Source organism: Kitasatospora sp. NPDC057738, assembly GCF_042798815.1.
Lineage (GTDB): Bacteria > Actinomycetota > Actinomycetes > Streptomycetales > Streptomycetaceae > Kitasatospora > Kitasatospora lactacystinica.
Genome location: NZ_JBHVJT010000088.1, coordinates 1 through 18711, shown reverse-complemented (window position 1 = coordinate 18711; position 18711 = coordinate 1). Strand labels below are relative to the sequence as shown.

The following is an 18711-nucleotide window of genomic DNA, read 5'->3' as shown; positions in this document are numbered from 1 at the left end:
TGGCTCGTCACGCCGTCGGGGCGGCCTCCCGTTCGGTGCGTTCGTGCTCGGCGCGGACGGCGGCGGCGTGGGGGTCGGTGCGGTCGTCGTAGCCGAGCAGCTTCGGGAGGGCGGCGGCGACCGCGAGCACGGCGACCACGCAGGCGACACCGCCGGCCCAGACGGCGGCGCGCACGCCGATCAGCCCGGCCATGGTGCCGGCCCGGACCTGGCCGAGCTGCGGGCCGACGGAGTAGCTGAGCAGTTCGACGCCGGCCATCCGCCCGCGCAACTCGTCGGGGATGGACTGGTTCCACATGGTCGAGCGGGCGAGCCCGCTGATCTCGTCGGCGCCGCCGGCCAGCGCCAGGCCGAGCAGCACCAGCCCGATGTGCTCGGTCAGTCCGGCGAGCGCCATCGCCGCGCCCCAGCCGACGGCGGCGGCCACCAGCAGCCGCCCGTGCCGGTGGACGCGGGAGGTCCAGCCGCTGGTGGCGCCGACCAGCAGGGCGCCCAGGGCGGAGGCGGCGTACATCGGGCCGAGCGCCCAGTCCGCCCCCAACTCCGAGGCCAGGAACGGGAAGACGGCCACCGGGTAGGCGAACAGCATGGCGCAGAGGTCGATCGCGTAGGTGCCGAGCAGGTCCTTGCGGCTCCACGCGTAGCGGACGCCGGTCAGCACCGCCCGGACGGACGGCCGTTCGGCGCCGGTGGGCGGCGGCACCGCCTTGATCCGGACGAGCAGCAGCAGCGAGACCGCGAAGGTGAGGACGTCCAGCGCGTACGCGGTCTGCACCCCGGCGAAGGCCACCACGACCCCGGCCAGCGCCGGACCGGCCACCGAAGCGGCGTTGTGGTACAGCGACCTGAGGGCGAACGCGGCGGTCAGGTGCTGGTGCGGGACGAGCCGGGGCAGGAGCGAGTCCAGCGCCGGGCGCTGGATGCCGTCGGCGGCCGCGACCAGTGCGGCGACCAGGTAGATCGGCCAGAGCAGCGGGTGCGGCAGCAGGGCGTTGACCAGCAGCAGCCCGGCCAGCAGGCCGAGCGCGACCTCCGCCCGCAGCACCAGCTTCCGGCGGTCCAGGGCGTCGGCGAGGGCGCCGCCCCAGAGACCGAAGACGATCAGCGGGACGAGTTCGACGGCGCCGATCAGGCCGACCGCGAAGGAGGAGCCGGTGAGCTCCTTGATCTGCATCGGTACGGCGACGAGGGTCAGGAAGCCGCCGAAGCTGGTGACGCAGCCGGAGGTCCACAGGTAGCGGAAGTCGCGGGAGGCACGCCAGGGTGCCAGGTCGGGTGCCAGCGATCGCAGCAGCCTCCGGGCGCGCCCGGGCACGGCGGGATGCGGGGGTTCGTCGACGTTCACGAACCGTCATCCTCGGACGGCGGTCACCGCTTCCGCAAAGGGTTTTCGGCCCGTCGGCGGTCGGAGCACGCGCACCGGCGGCTCGGGCGCCCGGTTCACCAGCGGCTGATCGCGGGCGTCGAGGTCAGCCGTTCGGCGAGTCGGGCGAGCCGGTCCCGGACGGAGCGGCGGTGGGTCCGCTGCCCGGCGGCGACGCTGACCAGGTGCTGGGCGAGGTCGAAGGGCCCCTCGGCGGCGGTGCCGACGGCCAGCCGCTCGTGCGCGAGCTCGCCGAGGCCACCGGGGCCGCCGGCCGTCCCGGGCCCGGCCGGGGCGCCGCCGTCCAGCGCGAGCACGGTCGCGCCGCGCCGCCGGGCGTCCTGCACCCGCTCCAGCAGCGGGGCGCCGGCCGCCTCCGGGACCACCACCAGCACGGTGTCGCCGCGCCCGGCCCCGGTGAGCCGTCGCAGGTCGTGCAGCAGGTGGGCGGGGGCGCCGGCCGGCGGGCTGTGCCGCAGCAGGGTGGGCGCCAGCCGGGGGACGTCCGACCACGCGGCCTCGTCGTCCAGGTGGGCGGCCAGGTGCCAGGGCTCGTACGCCTCGGTGCCGACCAGCAGCAGCCCGCTCGCCCCGCGCCGTTCCACCGAGCGGCGCAGCGCCCCGGCGAAGCCGCCGACCGCCTCCAGCCAGCCCGTTCCCGTCAGCCGTTCCCGGAGTGCCGAAACTCTCACCGCGTCCATGCGGGCCAGGATGTCCCGCCGGGCCGGGGATTTGGCAGGATCGGCCCATGACTTCCCTCGATTCAGCGACAAACCCGGCCCACGAGGTGCCGGACGTCTCGCAGCTGGTGGTCGGTGTCCTCGGCGGCACCGGCGACCAGGGGCGGGGACTGGCCCTGCGGCTGGCCAAGGCCGGCCAGCAGGTGCTCATCGGCTCCCGTGACGCCGCCCGCGCGGAGGCCTCGGCGGCCGAGCTGGGCCTCGGCGTGCGCGGCGCCGACAACGCCGCCGTCGCCCGGGAGAGCGACGTGGTGATCATCGCGGTCCCGTGGGACGGCCACGCCGCCACCCTGACCGCGTTGCGCGAGGAGCTCACGGGCAAGATCGTCGTCGACTGCGTCAACCCGCTGGGCTTCGACAAGCAGGGCGCGTACGCGCTGAAGCCGGAGGAGGGCAGCGCCGCCGAGCAGGCCGCCGCCCTGCTGCCGGACTCCCGGGTCACCGCCGCGTTCCACCACCTCTCGGCGGTGCTGCTCCAGGACGAGTCGGTGGAGAGCATCGACACCGACGTCATGGTGCTCGGCGACGACCGGGACGCCACCGACGTCGTGCGGGGCCTGGCCGGCCGCATCCCCGGGATGCGCGGCATCTACGCGGGCCGGCTGCGCAACGCCCACCAGGTGGAGTCGCTGGTCGCCAATCTGATCTCGGTCAACCGCCGCTACAAGGCCCACGCGGGCCTGCGGATCACCGACGTCTGACCGGCACGGGCCGTGTCGACCTCACCCCTGGACCGGCTCCGGAGGTGAGGTCGGCGACAATGGGTGGCGGCCGTGACCCGGCCGCCCGCACCCGTTCTAGGAGCCTCCCGCCATGCCTCGCACGTCCCTCTTCGCCCTGGCCGCCGTCGTCCTCGCGCTCGTGGCCCTGGTGGTCTCGCTGGTCCAGGGCTTCTGGCTGGGCCTGATCTGGCTGCCGCTGGCCGGCGTGGCCAGCAACGTGCTGTGGATGGACCGCCGCCGGGCCCGGATCGCCGCGGCGGCCGCCGAGCAGGGCTGAGGCCCTGCCCCGCCCGCGGTCCGCCGGAGGAGCTAGTTCTTCCAGAAGCTGAACAGGTACCGGCCGAGCGTGGCGTAGTCCTGGTCCACGCCGAACAGGTTCATCAGGCCGTGGACGATCCCGAAGAAGAACTGGTTCACCTGGGGCTGCCACAGCAGCGCGAACACCGCGAGCATCCCGTACGGCGCGAACGGCTCGACCGCGCGCCGGGTCTTGTAGGACAGCCAGGGTTCGACGATCCCGTAGCCGTCCAGTCCGGGCACCGGCAGCAGGTTCAGCACGGCGGCGCTCAGCTGGAGGAAGCCGAGGAAGCCCAGCGCGCCGGAGAACGGCGAGATGGTCAGCTCGTAGCCGTTCCAGAACGCGTGCACGGTCGGGTCGTCCAGCCAGCCCGCGCCGATCGGGATCAGCAGCGCCGCCGCGATGAGCAGGTTGACCAGGGGGCCGGCCGCCGAGATCAGGCTGTGCTTGAGCCGGCCCTGGACGCGGTGCCGCTCGATCCAGACCGAGCCGCCGGGCAGGCCGATGCCGCCGAGGATCACGAAGACGATCGGCAGCACGAAGCTGAGCAGCACATTGGCGTACTTCAGCGGGTTGAGCGTGAGGTAGCCCTTGGCCCCGACGGTGATGTCGCCGCCGTGCAGCGCGGTGCGCGCGTGGGCGTACTCGTGCAGGCAGAGGGAGACCATCCAGCCCGCGACCACGAACAGGAACACCCCGAACGAGGCGTTGCCGTAACCCTGGTACACCGCCCAGCCGGAGGTGCCGAGGACGGCGAGGAGCGCCCAGAACACCGGGCTGATCCGGCGGTCCTCGCTGCGGGAGCGCGGCGTGGCGGCGAAGGTCATGGTCTGGGTGCTCCGTGGGGAGGGGAAGGCGGGCGGGCGCGGGCGGGTCGATCATGCCGGGCGGGCCGGTGACCGGACAAGCCGTCCCGGGTGAACGTCCGGGCGCGCGGTGGCGTTCCACCCTACGTGCCGGGGCCGGGAGGGGCCCAGCACAATTGTGCGGCCCTTCCCCCGGGCATCGACCAGAATGGTGCGGTGCACTACGGCATCCTCGGGACGACGACGGCCCACCACGACGACGGCACGCCGGTAGCGATCGGCGGCGCCCGGCTGCGGGCCCTGCTCACCGCCCTGGCCCTGCGGCAGGGCCGGCCGGTGCCGGCCGACCTGCTGGTGGACGAGGTGTGGGAGGCCGAGCCGCCGCAGGACTCCTCCGCCGCGCTCCAGACCCTGGTTGGCCGGCTGCGCCGCACCATCGGCCGGGACGAGGTCGGCTCCGGCCCGGCCGGGTACTGGCTGACCGGCCCGGCCACCGACCTCGCCGACTTCCAGCGGCTGACCGGTGAGGGCCGCCGCGCCCTGGACGCCGGGGACCACGCGCTCGCGGCCGAGCGGCTGTGCGCCGCCCTGGCCCTGTGGCGCGGCCCCGCGCTCGCCGACCTGCCGGACCGCACCGGCCCGGCCGTCCGGCTGGAGGCCCAGCACGAGGAGGCCCGGCGCCACCGGATCACCGCGGACCTCGGCCTCGGCCGGGCCGCCGAGCTGATCGCCGAGCTGGCCGAGCTGTGCGAACGGCAGCCGCTGGACGAGCCGTTGCAGCTGCTGATGATCCGGGCGCTGCACGAGAGCGGGCGGACGGCCGAGGCGCTGCGCCACTACGAGCGGACCAGGCGCGCCCTGGCCGACGAGCTCGGCGTCGACCCGGGGCGCGGACTCCGTTCCCTGTACGCCGAGTTGCTCGCTCCGACGGACCCGACGGAGCTGACGGGCCCGGTGGCCCCGATGGCCCCGACGGCCCCGACGACCCCGAAGGCCCCGGCGGCCCAGGGGGAGCGGAACCCGGATCCCGCCCCCGTCACCGCCTCCGCCCCCGCGGCGCCCCAACTCCCGCGCCCCGGCGGCAACCTGCGCGGCCGGCTGACCAGCTTCGTCGGCCGCGAGGACGATCTCGCCGCGCTGCGCGCGATGCTGACGGACCGTCGGCTGGTGACCCTGACCGGCCCCGGCGGCTCCGGCAAGACCAGCCTCTCGACCGAGGCCGGCCGCGCCGAGCAGTCCGCCGGGGGCTGGCCGGACGGCGTCTGGGTGGCCGAACTCGCCCCGCTGGAGAGCCCGGACGCGGTGCCCGCCGCCGTGGTCTCGGCGCTCGGCCTGCGCGAGATCGTGCTGCACAGCACCAGCATGGTCGCCGAGGTGATCGAGAAGCGGGCCGAGGACCCGGTGCGCCGGCTGGTCGAGCACTGCGGCCACCGCCGGATGCTGCTCGTCCTGGACAACTGCGAGCACCTGATCCAGGCGGCCGCCGACCTCGCCGACGTCCTGCTCGCCGAGTGCCCCGGGCTGACGGTGCTCGCCACCAGCCGCGAGCCGCTGGGAGTGCCGGGGGAGACGGTGCTGCCGGTGGAGCCGCTGCCCGACCCGGTCGCGCTGCGGCTGTTCGTCGAGCGCGCGGCCGCCGCCCGTCCCGGCTTCGACCCGCAGGGCGACCCGGAGGCCTGCGCCGAGATCTGCCGCCGGCTGGACGGACTGCCGCTGGCCATCGAACTGGCCGCCGCCCGGCTGCGGGTGATGACGGCGCGCCAGATAGCCGACCGGCTGGACGGCCGGTTCGCGCTGCTCACCGCGGGCAGCCGCACCCTGCTGCCGCGCCAGCAGACGCTGCGCGCGGTGGTGGACTGGAGCTGGGACCTGCTGGGCAAGCGGGAGCGGGCGGTGCTGCGCCGGCTCGCGGTGTTCGCGGGCGGCTGGCAGCTGGAGGACGCCGAGGCGGTCTGCGCCGACGGCGTCGAGGTGGCCACCGGCGACGTCGCGGACCTGCTGCTGTCGCTGGTCGACAAGTCCCTGCTGGTGGCCGACCTGGACGGGGCCAGCCTGCCGCGCTACCGGATGCTGGAGACCATCCACGAGTACGCGACCGAGCGCCTGGCCGCGTCCGCCGCCGAGCGCGCCGCCACCGAGGCCCGTCACCTGGCGCACTTCCGCACCATGATCGCGGTCGCGGAAGCGCAGATCCACGGCCCCCGGCAGCTGCACTGGCTGGCGGTGCTGGAGCGCGAGCAGGACAACATCCGCGCGGCGCTGCGCCGGGCGATCGACCTGCGGGACGAGGACCAGGCGCTGCTGCTCGCCCTCGGCATGAGCTGGTACTGGTCGCTGCGCGGCTACAGCATGGAGGCGCGCACCTGGTACACCGCGGTCGGCGCGCTCGGCCCGGACCCGTTCGGCCCGGACGCCCCGCGGGCGGTGCCGCTGGAGCACAGCGTGTTCGCGTACGAGCTGCCGCTGTCCGCGCCGGTGGTCGAGGAGGCCCGCCGGCTGCTCGCGATGTTCCGGCTGATCGGGCTGTTCGAGGGCAACCTGGACGTCCTCGGCGACCCGGAGGCGGTCGAGGTCGCCCAGCGGCTGATGGACGCCTACACCCCGGACCTGCCGCAGTCCTACCGTTTCCCGGCGCTGATGCGGGTGTTCGGCGCGTTCCTGGCCGGCCGCCTGGAGGTGATGAAGGACCTGCTGGACGACGCCGTGCTCGGCTGCGAGCGGTACGGCGGGCCGAGCGACCTGGCGTTCATCCTGCAGGTGCGGGCCAGGATGCTGAACGACTGGCCGAGCGGCGCGGAGCAGAGCATCGTGGACGGCAAGCGCTCGCTGGAGCTGTACGAGCAGGCGGGCGACCTCTGGGGGATCTCCCAGGCGCTGGCGGCGCACGGCGAGTCGCTGGCCAACCGGGGCGATTCCGCGGCCGCCGCGGAGGCGTACGAGCGGGCGATCGGGCTGGTCGAGGAGCTGGGGGCGCCGCTGGAGGTGCCGATCCTGCGGGTGAACCTGGGCACCGCCCTGCTGGAGCACGACATGGACCGCGGCGAGCGGGTCGTCCGGGAGGCGCTGGCCTCGATCGAGACCCCGGGCCTCAACCAGTCCACCACCGGGGCCCTGATGTTCGGCCACCTGACGCTCTGCGGCCTGCACGCCCAGCGCGGCGAGTTCGAGCTGGCGCTGGCCGAGCTGGACGAGCTGGACACGGTCCGGGTCGGCGGCTTCGCGCCGAGCCTGGTGACCGGGATGCTGCTGAGCGCCCGGGGCTGGATCACGGCCCGGGCCGGCGATCCGGAGGCGGGGTTCGAGCTGCTGCGCGACGGCTGGCGGCAGCTGCGGGCGGTGACGGCGGCGAGCGGCTTCGCCGAGCACATGACGGTCATGGTGGTGCCCGCGGTGACGGCGGTGCTGTGCAGCTTCGCCCGGCGCGACGGGGACCTGGAGCGGGCCCGGGCGGCGGCGGTGCTGATCGGCGCGCACGGCGGGCTGAACGGCCCCAAGGGCGGCTACCTGGACCGGTCCGAGCGGGCGCGCACGGAGGCCGTCCTGCGGGAGCTGATGGGCGACGCCGAGTACGAGGAGGCCCGGGACGGCGGGGTCGGGACGTCCCAGGAACAGGCCTTCGAGCTGCTGGAGGGGCTGATCGGCTAGCCCCGGACTCCCCGGGCTCCCCGGGCTCCCCGGACTCCGCGGACGCCCCGCAGTTCCCGGGCCCGGGGGGGGGGGGGGGGGGGGGCAACACACAAAGCACAACCAAAAAACTCCCCCCGAATACCCGCGGCTCACAGGAGCTGGGAACACCCATCGCCCTTCTCCCCCCCCCTAGCGTTCCGCGGCCGGCGCCCGTCCCGGGTGGCCGGCCGTTCTCGTCCGCCGGCCCTCCCCGGCGGGAGTCGAGGGGGAGCCGACGGCGGTCGTGGGGTCAGGTCCGCTTGCGGAACCGGGCGACCGCCAGCGGGGCGAAGATCGCGGTGACGGCGGCCGACCAGACCAGCACGATCGTCACCGGGTGGGCCACCGGGCCCTCGCCGTTGAGCAGGGCGCGGGAGGCGTCGGCCAGTGCCGACAGCGGGTTGACCTCGGTGAAGGACTTCAGCCAGCCGGGCATGGTGTCGGGCCTGGCGAAGATCGAGCTGCCGAACTGCATCGGCATCAGGACCAGCATGGCCACGCCCTGGACGGCCTGGGCGCTGCGCAGGGCCATGCCCAGCAGCATCGAGATCCAGACGATCGACATGCCGAACACCAGGGCCAGGCCGATGGTGGCCAGCACCTCCAGCGGTCCGGTCCGCACCTCGAAGCCGATGCACATCGCGAAGCCGATCAGGATCGCGAAGGAGAGCAGTCCGCGCAGGGTCTCGGCGACGATCTTGGACAGCAGGACCGAGGCCCGGCCGATCGGCAGGGTGCGGAAGCGGTCCATCACGCCGGTCTGGAAGTCGCTGTTGAGGCCGGTGCCGACGGCCATCGCGAGGGTGAGGCCGGTCTGTCCGAGCAGGCCGGGGATCAGGTACTGCTTGTAGTCGTCCTGGTTGCCGGCCATCGCGCCGCCGAAGACGTAGACGAACAGCACGGTGAAGACGATCGGCATCAGCACGGCGTCGAACATCGACTCCGGGTCGGCCTTGATCCGCATCAGGTTGCGCCGGGTCAGCGCGCCGACGTGGCGCAGGGTGCCGGCCAGGCCGATCCGGGAGTCCTCCGCCGGCGGCCGGGTGTCCCGGGCCCGGGAGGGGGTGAGCGTGGCGGTGGTCATGCGACGGGCTCCTTGGCGAGGCTGGGGGCGGGTACCGCGGCGGAGGCGGGCTTGCCGGTGATGGCGAGGAAGACCTCGTCCAGGCTGGGCACCTTGGTGTCGATGCCGGCGACGGCGAAGCCGCGGGTGCCGAGCACCCCGATCACCGCGGTCAGCTGCTCCTCGCCGGTGATCGGGACCGCGAGCAGGCCGGTGTCGGCGGAGAAGGTGGCGTTGAGGATGCCGCTCCCGTGCAGGCAGCGGGCCATCTCCGGCAGCTCGGCCGGGTCGGCCGGGCGGACCTGGAGGGTCTGGCCGCCGACCTTGGCCTTGAGCTCGGAGACGGCGCCGTTGGCGATCACCCGGCCGCGGTCGATGACGGTCAGCTCGTTCGCGAGCTGCTCCGCCTCCTCCATGTACTGGGTGGTCAGCAGCACGGTGCTGCCCTCGGCGACCATGCGCTGCACCTCGTCCCAGACCTCGTTGCGGGTGCGCGGGTCCAGGCCGGTGGTGGGCTCGTCCAGGTAGAGCACCCGGGGGCGGCCCATCATGCTGGCGGCCAGGTCGAGGCGGCGGCGCATGCCGCCGGAGTAGGTCTTGGCGGTCCGCTTGGCGGCCTCGGTGAGCGAGAAGCGCTCCAGCAGCTCGGTGGCCCGGGCCTTGGCCTCCTTGCGGGGGAGGTCGAGCAGCCGGCCGATGAGGTAGAGGTTCTCGTACCCGGAGAGCAGCTCGTCCACGGAGGCGTACTGGCCGGTGAGGCCGATCGTGCGGCGCAGCTGCTTGGGCTGGCGCAGCACGTCGTAGCCGCCGACGAACGCGGTGCCGGCGTCCGGCTTGATCAGGGTGGAGAGGACGCGCACCAGGGTGGTCTTGCCCGCGCCGTTGGGGCCGAGCAGGGCGAGGACGGTGCCTTCCTCGACGGTGAGGTCGACCCCGTCGAGGGCCTTGGTCTCGCCGTAGTGCTTGACGATGCCGTGCACCTCCACGGCGTTCCGAGAGGTGGTTCCCCGGTCGTTCGGGGCTGTCGCGATTCGTGTCATGCCCCCAGGGTGTCGGCCCGCGCTGTCAGCTCCCTGTCGGCCGGCGCCGTGCGCTGTCAGGCCGCTGTCACCGGCCGCCGCAGGCGCTCCCCGGGCGCCGGACGCCGCCCCGGGTACGGCGGCGGCCGGGGGTACGACAGCGGCCCCCGCCCGGGTACGGCGGCGGCCCCCGGGTACGGCAGCGGCCCCGCTCCGAACCGGAACGGGGCCGCGAGGAGCGGGCGTCAGCGGAAGCTGTGCTCCGCCGCCGGGAAGGCGCCGGAGCGCACGTCCTCGGCGTACGCGCGAGCGGCGTCGCCGAGGACGGTCCGCAGGTCGGCGTACTGCTTGACGAACTTGGGCACCCGGCCGGCCGTCATGCCGGCCATGTCGGTCCAGACCAGCACCTGGGCGTCGGTGTCCGGTCCGCCGCCGATGCCGACGGTCGGGATCGCCAGCTGCTCGGTGGCCTGGGCGGCCAGCTCGGCCGGGACGGCCTCCAGCACCACGGCGAAGGCGCCCGCCTGCTGGACGGCCTTGGCGTCGCGCAGCAGCTGGTGCGCCGCCTCGTCGCCGCGGCCCTGGACGGGGTAGCCGCCGAGGGCGTGCACGGACTGCGGGGTGAGGCCGATGTGGGCCATCACCGGGACGCCGGCCTCGACCAGCAGCTCGATCGAGCGGGCGCTGCGCTCCCCGCCCTCCAGCTTGACCGCGCCGACCCCGGCCTCCTTCATCAGCCGGGCCGCGTTGTGCATGGCCTGCGCGGGGGACTCCTGGTACGAGCCGAACGGCAGGTCGGCGACGATCATCGCCCGTTCGGTGCCGCGGACGACGGCGGCGGAGAGCATCACCATCTGATCCATGGTCACCGGGACGGTGGTCTCGTAGCCGAGGTGGCAGTTGCCCGCCGAGTCGCCGACCAGCAGCACCGGGATGCCGGCCTCGTCGAACACGCCCGCGGTGAGGGCGTCGTAGGCGGTGAGCATCGACCACTTCTCGCCGCGCTGCTTGGCGGCGGCGAGGTCGCGGACGGTGACACGGCGGTTGGTGACCCCGCCGTAGAGGGTGGCGGTCGACGCCTGGTTCTGGGCAGGCGAAGGCGTAGAAGCGTTCATCGAACGGACTCCTGAAGGGTTGTCGTCTCGTGGCGCCGTACGGCGTCCCCGGATCACCTCCATGCTTGCACGCCCCGGCGCCCGCGCAAAGAGGGGTGCGGGCGTCCCGGTGCGATCCAGGACACACCGGGCGCGCGGGTCGTCCCCTGCCGGGGTGCGCGGTCGGCCGCCGAATTTGCCCGCTCTTTACGAAACGGATTCGTCTCGTATCGTATCGCCCGTTACTCTGGTGCGGGGGGGTTACGAGACGTATGCGGCTCGGAATGCCCGCCAGTGCCACACCACCACGGACGGGAAACACCCATGACCACCGCAGCCGCGCCACCCCGCGTGCCGGAAGCCATCCACCGTCGGCGCTGGGCGATCCTCGGCACCCTGCTGCTCGCCCTGCTCGTCGTCGTGCTCGACAACTCGATCCTCAACGTCGCGATGAAGACCATCGCGACGCCCGCGCCGGTCGGACTCGGGGCCACCCAGAGCGACCTGGAATGGTCGATCAACTCCTACACCCTGGTCTTCGCCGGGCTGCTGTTCACCTCCGGCCTGCTCGGCGACCGGTTCGGCCGCAAGCGCGCGCTGCTGGCCGGCATGGTGGTCTTCGGCATCGCCTCGCTGCTGTCCGCGCTGGCCGCCTCGCCCGGTGAACTCATCGGCTACCGCGCCCTGATGGGCGTCGGCGGCGCGCTCGCGATGCCCGCCACGCTGGCGATCATCATGAACGTCTTCGAGCGCTCCGAGCAGCCCAAGGCGATCGGGATCTGGGCCGGCGCGGTCGGCCTGGCCATCGCCATCGGCCCGATCACCGGCGGCCTGCTGATCGAGCACTTCTGGTGGGGCTCGGTCTTCCTGATCAACGTCCCGATCGTGGTCGTCGCGGTGATCGCGATGGTGATCCTGGTCCCCGAGTCCAAGGACCCCAGCCCGGGCCGGATGGACCCGATCGGCGTACTGCTGTCGATCGTCGGCCTGGTCGCGCTGATCTACGGCATCATCAAGGGCGGCGAGCTGGCCGACTTCACCGCGGTCGAGGCCTGGGCGCCGACCCTGGTCGGCGTGGTCGCGCTGGTCGCCTTCGTCTGGTTCGAGCGCCGCACCGCGTTCCCCGCGCTGGACGTCACCTGGTTCCGCAACAAGGTGTTCAGCGCGTCCGTGGTGGTCGTCGGCGTGATCTTCTTCGCGCTGATGGGCGTCTCGTTCTTCGGCGTCTTCTACATCCAGAGCGTGCGCGGCTACAGCGCCCTCCAGGCCGGTGTGCTGATGCTGCCGCTGGCCGCCGCCCAGCTGGTGTTCGCCCCGCGGGCCCGGCTGGTGGTCGACCGCTTCGGCGTCGCCGCCACCGCGACCTGCGGCATGCTGCTGGTCGCGGTCGGCTTCGTCGGCTACGTCGTGCTGACCGCCACCACCCCGATCTGGGTGCTGGTCGTGCTCGGCCTGGTGATGGGCGCCGGCATGGCGCACGTCATGCCGCCGGTCACCGTCGCGATCATGGCCTCGCTGCCCCGGGAGAAGGCCGGCGCCGGCTCGGCCGTCAACAACACCTTCCGCCAGGTCGGCGGCTCGCTCGGGGTCGCCGTGCTCGGCGCGGTGCTCTCCACCGTCTACCGCGACGGGATGGCCGACACCCTGACCCACCTGCCCGAGGGCCTGCGCGACAAGGCCGGCGAGTCGCTGGAGGCCACCCTGGCCATCGCCGACCGCATCCCCGGCGGCCAGGCGCTGATCGCCCCGGCGAACGACGCCTTCGTCCACGCCATGCACGTGGTGGCCTCGCTCTCGGCGGGCGTCTCGGTGATCGGCGCCGTCGTCGCCTGGTTCCTGCTGCCGCGCCGCTCGGCCGCCCCCGCCGGCCCGGCCCCCGAACAGCGCGGCCAGGAACGCGAGGCCGCGGCCGCGGAGGCCTGACCAGCGGCCGGGCCCACCGTGACTGAGCGACAATGGCCCTGTCGCCCGGGTACGCCCCGGGCGGCAGGGCCTCGGTCCGGGGCGGGCCCCCGCCGCGGACCCACCGAGGGACACCCCACGGCGCCAGCGCCGCCGGGGAGAGCGAGGGAGAGACAGCGGGGATGAAGACGGACACGCCGACCGCCGACACCGGGCAGCACTGCGCGGAGGTGCGCCGTGGCCGGCCCCGGAGCGAGGCCGCCGAGCAGGCCATCTTCACGGCCGTCGAGGACCTGATGGCCGGCGGCACCGCGCTGTCCGAGCTCACCATCGAGGGCATCGCCGCCGCCGGCGGCGTCGGCAAGGCCACCATCTACCGGCGCTGGTCCAACAAGGAGGCCCTGCTGGTCGACGTGGTCAGCCGGCTGGAGGAGCCGCTGCCGGAGCCCACCGGCGCCGGCGCCCGGGCCGACCTGATCGCCATGGTCGACCACGTCCGCCGGCGCGGCCTGGCCAAGCGCACCCGCTGGGTGCTCAAGGCCGCCCTCGGCCAGATGCAGACCCTGCCCGAGCTGTACTCCGCGTACCGGGAGCGGGTGATCAAGCCGCGCCGGGAGGTCGGGCTCCGCCTGATCCGCCAGGCCGTCGACGAGGGCGTGATCCGCGACGACCTCGACCTGGAACTGCTCAACGACCTCCTGATGGGGCCGATCCTCTACCGCAGCATCCTGTGGGACGACTCCGACCTGGAGGACCCGGACCTGGCCCGCAAGCTGGTCGACTCCGTGCTCGAAGGCCTCGCACCCCGCTGACCCCGCCCGACCCGCGCCCGAACGTGGCCTCGCTCACCAAACCGGGCCGCGCCGGAACCCGCTCAGCGGGACCGACGTCTGTCCCGGCATAGGCTGAGCCGGACAATCGATCAAACCGGCACCGGTCCGGTGAGTGCCCGCCCGACGACGGGCCGGACACCGGAGCGGCGACGGCACGAGCGACGGGAGCCACTTCATGGCGCAGGCGGACAGGACCGAGCGGATCGCGACCCCCGGGGGCGACGCCGACGGCCCGGCCCCCGCGGTGCGTCGCGGCGGCTTCCTCGGCCTGCGCCACTGGGGCCGGGACGCCCGCGGCAGCGGCACCTGGCGGCGCGGCCTGGTGGTCGCCGCGCTGGCCGTGCTCACCGCCGCGCTGCTCGCCTTCCACGCCGAGGTGCCCAACAGCGTCGGCAACCTCGGCAGCCTGCTGGAGACCTTCCTGCCCTGGCTGGGCCTGGCCGTCCCGGTGCTGCTGGTACCCGCGCTGCTGCGCCGCTCCGCCACCGCGCTGCTGGCCCTGCTGCTGCCCGTCGTGCTCTGGGTCAACCTGTTCGGCGGGCTGCTGTCCGACAAGAGCGGCGGCAAGGGCGACTGGACGGTGGTCAGCCACAACGTCGCCGCCGCCAACACCGACGTGCCGGGCACCGTCCGCACCCTGGTGGACTCCGGCGCCCAGATCGTCGCCCTGCAGGAGCTGGCCGGCCGGCAGCTGCGCTCGTACGAGACCGGGCTCGCCGGCGCCTACCCGTACCACACCGTGGAGGGCACGGTCGGGCTCTGGTCGAAGTACCCGATCGGGGACATCTCCCCGGTGGACCTGAAGATGGGCTGGACCAGGGCCTTCCGGGCCGAGGTCACCACCCCGCAGGGCCCGGTCGCCGTGTACGTGGCGCACCTGCCCTCGGTGCGGCTGAAGGCCGAGGGCGGCTTCACCGTCAACCAGCGGGACCTCAGCGCGCAGGCGCTCGGCAACGCGATCCAGTCCGAGCCGCTGAAGAAGGTCCTGCTGCTCGGCGACCTCAACGGCACCATGAACGACCGCAGCCTGGCGCCGGTCACCTCGCAGATGCGCTCGGCCCAGGGCGCCGCCGGCGACGGCTTCGGCTTCAGCTGGCCGGCCGCCTTCCCGATGGCCCGGATCGACCAGATCATGAGCAAGGGCGGGCTCACGCCGGTGGACTCCCGCACCCTGTCCCGGGACGGCAGCGACCACCTCGCGGTGGCCGCCACCTACCGGTACTCGGCGTAGCGGTCAGCCGCGCCGCCAGCGGTTGGTGATCGGCAGGCGGCGGTCCCGGCCGAAGTTCTTGGCCGAGACCTTCGGGCCCGGCGGGTACTGGCGCCGCTTGTACTCGGCGCTGTCGACCAGCCGGACCACCCGGTCCACCACGGCCGGGTCGAAGCCGTCCGCCACGATCGAGTCCCGGCCCTCGTCGCCCTCGATGTAGCGGGCCAGCACGCCGTCCAGCAGGTCGTAGTCGGGCAGCGAGTCGGTGTCCACCTGGTCCGGCCGCAGCTCGGCGGACGGCGGCTTGGTGATGGTGTGCTCCGGGATCGGCGGCACCTCGCCGCGCCGCACGGCCTCCTCGTTGCGCCAGCGGGCCAGCCGGAACACCAGTGACTTGTAGACGTCCTTGATGGGTCCGTAGGCGCCCACCGAGTCGCCGTACAGCGTCGAGTAGCCGACCGCCAGCTCGCTCTTGTTGCCGGGCGCGAGCACGATGTGCCCCTCCTGGTTGGAGATCGCCATCAGCAGGGTGCCGCGCAGCCGGGACTGGAGGTTCTCCTCGGCGAGGCCGGTCAGCTCGGTCGCCGCCAGGTAGGCGTCGAACATCGGGGCGATGGAGACGGTCCGCAGGGGCAGTCCGGTGCGGCGGGCCAGCTCGGCCGCGTCGTCCCGGGAGTGCTGGGAGGAGTAGCGGCTGGGCATCGAGACGCCGTGCACGTTCCGCGCGCCCACCGCGTCCACCGCGATCGCGGCCACCAGCGCCGAGTCGATGCCGCCGGAGAGGCCGATCAGCACCGACGAGAAGCCGTTCTTGGTCACGTACGCCCGGGTGCCGGAGACCAGCGCGGCCCAGATCTCGGCCTCGTCGGACCGCCGCGGCGCCACCCCGGCGGTGAGCCTCCCGGCGGGCGCGTCCTGCGGTTCGCCGCCCAGCTCGGTGCGGACCAGGTGCAGCCCGTCGCTCAGCAGCAGTCCGTCGGTGTCGTCCCCCGCGGCGGGCGGCAGGTCGAGGTCCAGCACCAGCAGGTGCTCCTCGAACTGCGGGGAGCGGGCCAGGACTTCGCCGCCCGCGCCGACCACGATCGAGTCGCCGTCGAAGACCAGCTCGTCCTGGCCGCCGACCATGTTGACGTACGCCAGGGTGCAGCCCGCCTCGGCCGCCCGGCGGCGCACCAGCTCCAGCCGCTGGTCGTCCTTGTTCCGCTCGTACGGGGAGCCGTTGATCACCAGCAGCAGCCCGGCGCCGGCCTCGCGGGCCGCGGTGACCCGGCCGCCGTCCTGCCAGATGTCTTCGCAGACGGCCAGCGCGACGTCCACCCCGTGCAGCCGCAGCACCGGCAGCTGGTCGCCGGGGACGAACCAGCGGAACTCGTCGAACACGCCGTAGTTGGGCAGGTGGTGCTTGGCGAACCGGGTCACCACCTCGCCCCGGTGCAGCACCGCGGCGCAGTTCTGCGGGGAGCCGGCCGGACGGTTGAAGCGCGGCGAGGCGTGCTCGGAGCGCCCGAGGTAGCCGACGACCACCGGGACCTCGCCCAGCCCCTCCGCGGCCAGGCGGCCGGCCAGCTCGACCAGCGCGGCGCGGGAGGCCTCGATGAAGGAGTGGCGCAGGGCGAGGTCCTCCACCGGGTACCCGGTGAGGGCCATCTCGGGGAAGGCGACCAGCTGCGCGCCGGCCTCCGCGGCCCGCTTGGTCCAGCGCACCACCTCGTCGCCGTTGCGGGCGAGGTCACCGACCCAGGGGTCGATCTGGCTCAGGGCGAGACGGAGATTGGGCATGCCCCGAGTGTAATCGTCCAACTGACGCGATGTCCTGGGCGGGAGCCTGCGGCGGGGGTCGGCGCTGCCGGGCCGGGCGGGGATCGGCCATGATGGGGGCAACCGCTTTACGAGGTCTTTCCACGGCCTCCGGGGCGTAACACGAGCGTAAAGAGCAGAGGTGAGACTGTCCCCATGGGCAAGCAGCAGCAGTTCGTGCTTCGGACGCTCGAAGAGCGTGACATCCGGTTCGTCCGGCTGTGGTTCACCGACGTGCTCGGGTTCCTGAAGTCGGTCGCGGTGGCGCCGGCCGAGCTGGAGCAGGCCTTCGAGGAGGGCATCGGGTTCGACGGCTCGGCGATCGAGGGCTTCGCCCGGGTGTACGAGTCCGACATGATCGCCAAGCCGGACCCGACCACCTTCCAGATCCTGCCGTGGCGCTCGGAGACCCCGGGCACCGCCCGGATGTTCTGCGACATCCTGATGCCGGACGGATCGCCGTCCTACGCCGACCCCCGGTTCGTGCTCAAGCGCACCCTGGAGAAGGCCTCCGAGCAGGGCTTCACCTTCTACACCCACCCGGAGATCGAGTTCTTCCTGCTGAAGAACCTGCCCGGCGACGGCACCCCGCCGATCCCCGCCGACCACTCCGGCTACTTCGACCACACCCCGCGCGGGGTGGGCCACGACTTCCGCCGACAGGCGATCACCATGCTGGAGTCGATGGGCATCTCGGTCGAGTTCTCGCACCACGAGGGCGCCCCCGGCCAGCAGGAGATCGACCTGCGCTACGCCGACGCGCTGTCCACCGCCGACAACATCATGACCTTCCGGCTGGTCATGAAGGAGGTCGCGCTGGAGCAGGGCGTGCACGCGAGCTTCATGCCCAAGCCGTTCTCCGAGCACCCCGGCAGCGGCATGCACACCCACGTCTCGCTGTTCGAGGGCGACCGCAACGCGTTCCACGAGTCCGGCGCCGAGTACCAGCTGTCCAAGGTCGGCCGGTCCTTCATCGCGGGCCTGCTGAAGCACGCCGCGGAGACCGCCGCCGTCACCAACCAGTGGGTGAACTCCTACAAGCGGATCTGGGGCGGCTCCCAGCGCACCGCCGGGGCCGGCGGCGAGGCGCCGTCCTACATCTGCTGGGGCCACAACAACCGCTCGGCGCTGATCCGGGTGCCGATGTACAAGCCGGGCAAGCAGGGCTCCACCCGGATCGAGGTCCGCTCCCTGGACACCGGCTGCAACCCGTACCTCGCCTACGCCGTCACCCTCGCGGCCGGCCTGAAGGGCATCGAGGAGGGCTACGAGCTCCCGCCCGGCGCCGACGACGACGTGTGGGCGCTGTCCGACTCCGAGCGCCGCGCCCTCGGCATCCAGCCGATGCCGCAGAACCTCGGCGAGGCCATCGACCTGATGCAGCGCAGCGAACTCGTCGCCGAGACCCTCGGCGAGCATGTCTTCGACTTCTTCCTGCGCAACAAGCGCCAGGAGTGGGAGGAGTACCGCTCCGAGGTCACGCCGTTCGAGCTGCGGAAGAACCTCCAGGTGCTGTGAGCGGGTGACGGCCGCTCAAACCCCCGTCGGCCCGCTGTCGCCCAGGAGGGCGGCAGCGGGCCCTCCTATGGAGTGGACCTGCGACGGAATCGCCGCACCGGTGGCGGAATGTGATGCTTATGTGACGGAGGGTTGTGGTTCGACCGGCCTGCTCGTCCGTCCATCCTGAAAGAGGATCACATGATCTCCTCCGTCAGTCGTGCCTCCGCCACCCGTCTGCTCCTCCGCCGGACCTGCGTCGCGGGCGCCGCCGTCGCCGCCGTCGCCGGCCAACTGCTGGCCGCCCCGACCATCGCCGACGCCCGTGGATCGGGCACGCCCTCCGGGCCGGAGGCGGGAGTCCAGCACGCACAGCAAGCCCAGCCCGCACAACGCGCGAAGCAGCGGGCCACCACGATCGCCGAGAACCAACTGCCGTTCACCACCCGCTTCGCGGGCGACTTCCGCGGCTCCATCACCCGGATCAGCAACTCGCTGATGACCTGCGACGAGACCAAGGCGCCGCTCGACCCGGAGCAGCCGCCCTGCCTGGACGCCCGCAAGGGCCTCGGCCCCAGGCCGATCAACAACAAGTACGAGATGAACTACATCAACATCGACCCGGGCTCGGTCGGCCCGCTCGGTGACGCGATCTACTCCGCCAGCTCCGCCGACCTCGGCCTGATCGACGGCTCCCAGGT

At 73.4% G+C, this 18711-nt stretch carries 14 protein-coding genes and 1 pseudogene; 8 read left to right on the top strand and 7 right to left on the bottom strand.

Going from position 1 to position 18711, the window contains the following annotated elements; all coding sequences use genetic code 11:
• Positions 1 to 7 precede the first annotated feature (7 nt).
• Both ACFVGO_RS34180 and ACFVGO_RS34175 read right to left on the bottom strand, forming a co-directional pair.
• Complete coding sequence (locus ACFVGO_RS34180) at positions 8 to 1345, bottom strand: MFS transporter (RefSeq protein ID WP_359896921.1); 1338 nt, start codon at positions 1343 to 1345, stop codon at positions 8 to 10.
• Between the two features lie 95 nt (positions 1346 to 1440).
• Positions 1441 to 2064 carry a hypothetical protein gene (locus ACFVGO_RS34175; RefSeq protein WP_359896922.1) on the bottom strand — a complete coding sequence of 208 codons (624 nt, stop codon included), beginning with the start codon at positions 2062 to 2064 and terminating at the stop codon, positions 1441 to 1443.
• 47 nt (positions 2065 to 2111) lie between these two features.
• Here ACFVGO_RS34175 and npdG point away from each other — a divergent pair, with 47 nt between their 5' ends.
• On the top strand, positions 2112 to 2804 hold the full coding sequence (gene npdG, locus ACFVGO_RS34170; RefSeq protein WP_359896923.1) for an NADPH-dependent F420 reductase: 693 nt from the start codon (positions 2112 to 2114) through the stop codon (positions 2802 to 2804).
• 112 nt (positions 2805 to 2916) lie between these two features.
• On the top strand, positions 2917 to 3102 hold the full coding sequence (locus ACFVGO_RS34165; protein ID WP_359896925.1) for a hypothetical protein: 186 nt from the start codon (positions 2917 to 2919) through the stop codon (positions 3100 to 3102).
• A gap of 32 nt (positions 3103 to 3134) precedes the next feature.
• Here the strand turns inward: ACFVGO_RS34165 and ACFVGO_RS34160 are convergent, their stop codons facing one another.
• Complete coding sequence (locus ACFVGO_RS34160; protein ID WP_359896926.1) at positions 3135 to 3950, bottom strand: site-2 protease family protein; 816 nt, start codon at positions 3948 to 3950, stop codon at positions 3135 to 3137.
• A gap of 195 nt (positions 3951 to 4145) precedes the next feature.
• Between ACFVGO_RS34160 and ACFVGO_RS34155 the strand changes: the two genes are divergently transcribed.
• Entirely contained in the window at positions 4146 to 7574 is a 3429-nt protein-coding gene (locus ACFVGO_RS34155) for a BTAD domain-containing putative transcriptional regulator (RefSeq protein ID WP_380636004.1), read from the top strand.
• Between the two features lie 271 nt (positions 7575 to 7845).
• On the opposite strand, the gene ACFVGO_RS34150 is transcribed toward ACFVGO_RS34155, so the two are convergent.
• The 3 genes from ACFVGO_RS34150 to panB form a co-directional block, all read right to left on the bottom strand.
• A complete protein-coding gene (locus ACFVGO_RS34150; RefSeq protein ID WP_359896930.1) occupies positions 7846 to 8679 on the bottom strand; it encodes an ABC transporter permease in 834 nt (277 codons plus the stop codon).
• Complete coding sequence (locus ACFVGO_RS34145) at positions 8676 to 9698, bottom strand: ATP-binding cassette domain-containing protein (protein WP_380636002.1); 1023 nt, start codon at positions 9696 to 9698, stop codon at positions 8676 to 8678. Before ACFVGO_RS34145 ends, ACFVGO_RS34150 begins: the two co-directional genes overlap by 4 nt.
• 224 nt (positions 9699 to 9922) lie before the next feature.
• Positions 9923 to 10792 carry a 3-methyl-2-oxobutanoate hydroxymethyltransferase gene (panB, locus tag ACFVGO_RS34140; protein WP_359896934.1) on the bottom strand — a complete coding sequence of 290 codons (870 nt, stop codon included), beginning with the start codon at positions 10790 to 10792 and terminating at the stop codon, positions 9923 to 9925.
• 303 nt (positions 10793 to 11095) lie between these two features.
• Between panB and ACFVGO_RS34135 the strand changes: the two genes are divergently transcribed.
• The 3 genes from ACFVGO_RS34135 (at position 11096) to ACFVGO_RS34125 (ending at position 14737) form a co-directional block, all read left to right on the top strand.
• A complete protein-coding gene (locus ACFVGO_RS34135; RefSeq protein WP_359896936.1) occupies positions 11096 to 12694 on the top strand; it encodes an MFS transporter in 1599 nt (532 codons plus the stop codon).
• 161 nt (positions 12695 to 12855) lie between these two features.
• The gene (locus tag ACFVGO_RS34130) at positions 12856 to 13485 is read left to right on the top strand and encodes a TetR/AcrR family transcriptional regulator (RefSeq protein WP_359896938.1); all 630 of its coding nucleotides are present in this window, start codon (positions 12856 to 12858) and stop codon (positions 13483 to 13485) included.
• Between the two features lie 196 nt (positions 13486 to 13681).
• A complete protein-coding gene (locus tag ACFVGO_RS34125) occupies positions 13682 to 14737 on the top strand; it encodes an endonuclease/exonuclease/phosphatase family protein (protein ID WP_380635998.1) in 1056 nt (351 codons plus the stop codon).
• A 3-nt stretch (positions 14738 to 14740) separates the two neighbouring features.
• Here ACFVGO_RS34125 and ACFVGO_RS34120 read toward each other — a convergent pair whose 3' ends face one another.
• Positions 14741 to 16495, bottom strand: a complete 1755-nt coding sequence (locus ACFVGO_RS34120) for an NAD+ synthase (protein ID WP_359896942.1) — start codon at positions 16493 to 16495, stop codon at positions 14741 to 14743.
• A gap of 174 nt (positions 16496 to 16669) precedes the next feature.
• On the opposite strand from ACFVGO_RS34120, the gene glnA reads away from it, so the two are divergent.
• Both glnA and ACFVGO_RS34110 read left to right on the top strand, forming a co-directional pair.
• Positions 16670 to 18031, top strand: a complete 1362-nt coding sequence (glnA, locus tag ACFVGO_RS34115; RefSeq protein WP_359896944.1) for a type I glutamate--ammonia ligase — start codon at positions 16670 to 16672, stop codon at positions 18029 to 18031.
• A gap of 180 nt (positions 18032 to 18211) precedes the next feature.
• A pseudogene (locus ACFVGO_RS34110) lies at positions 18212 to 18711 on the top strand (hypothetical protein); the annotation flags it as partial.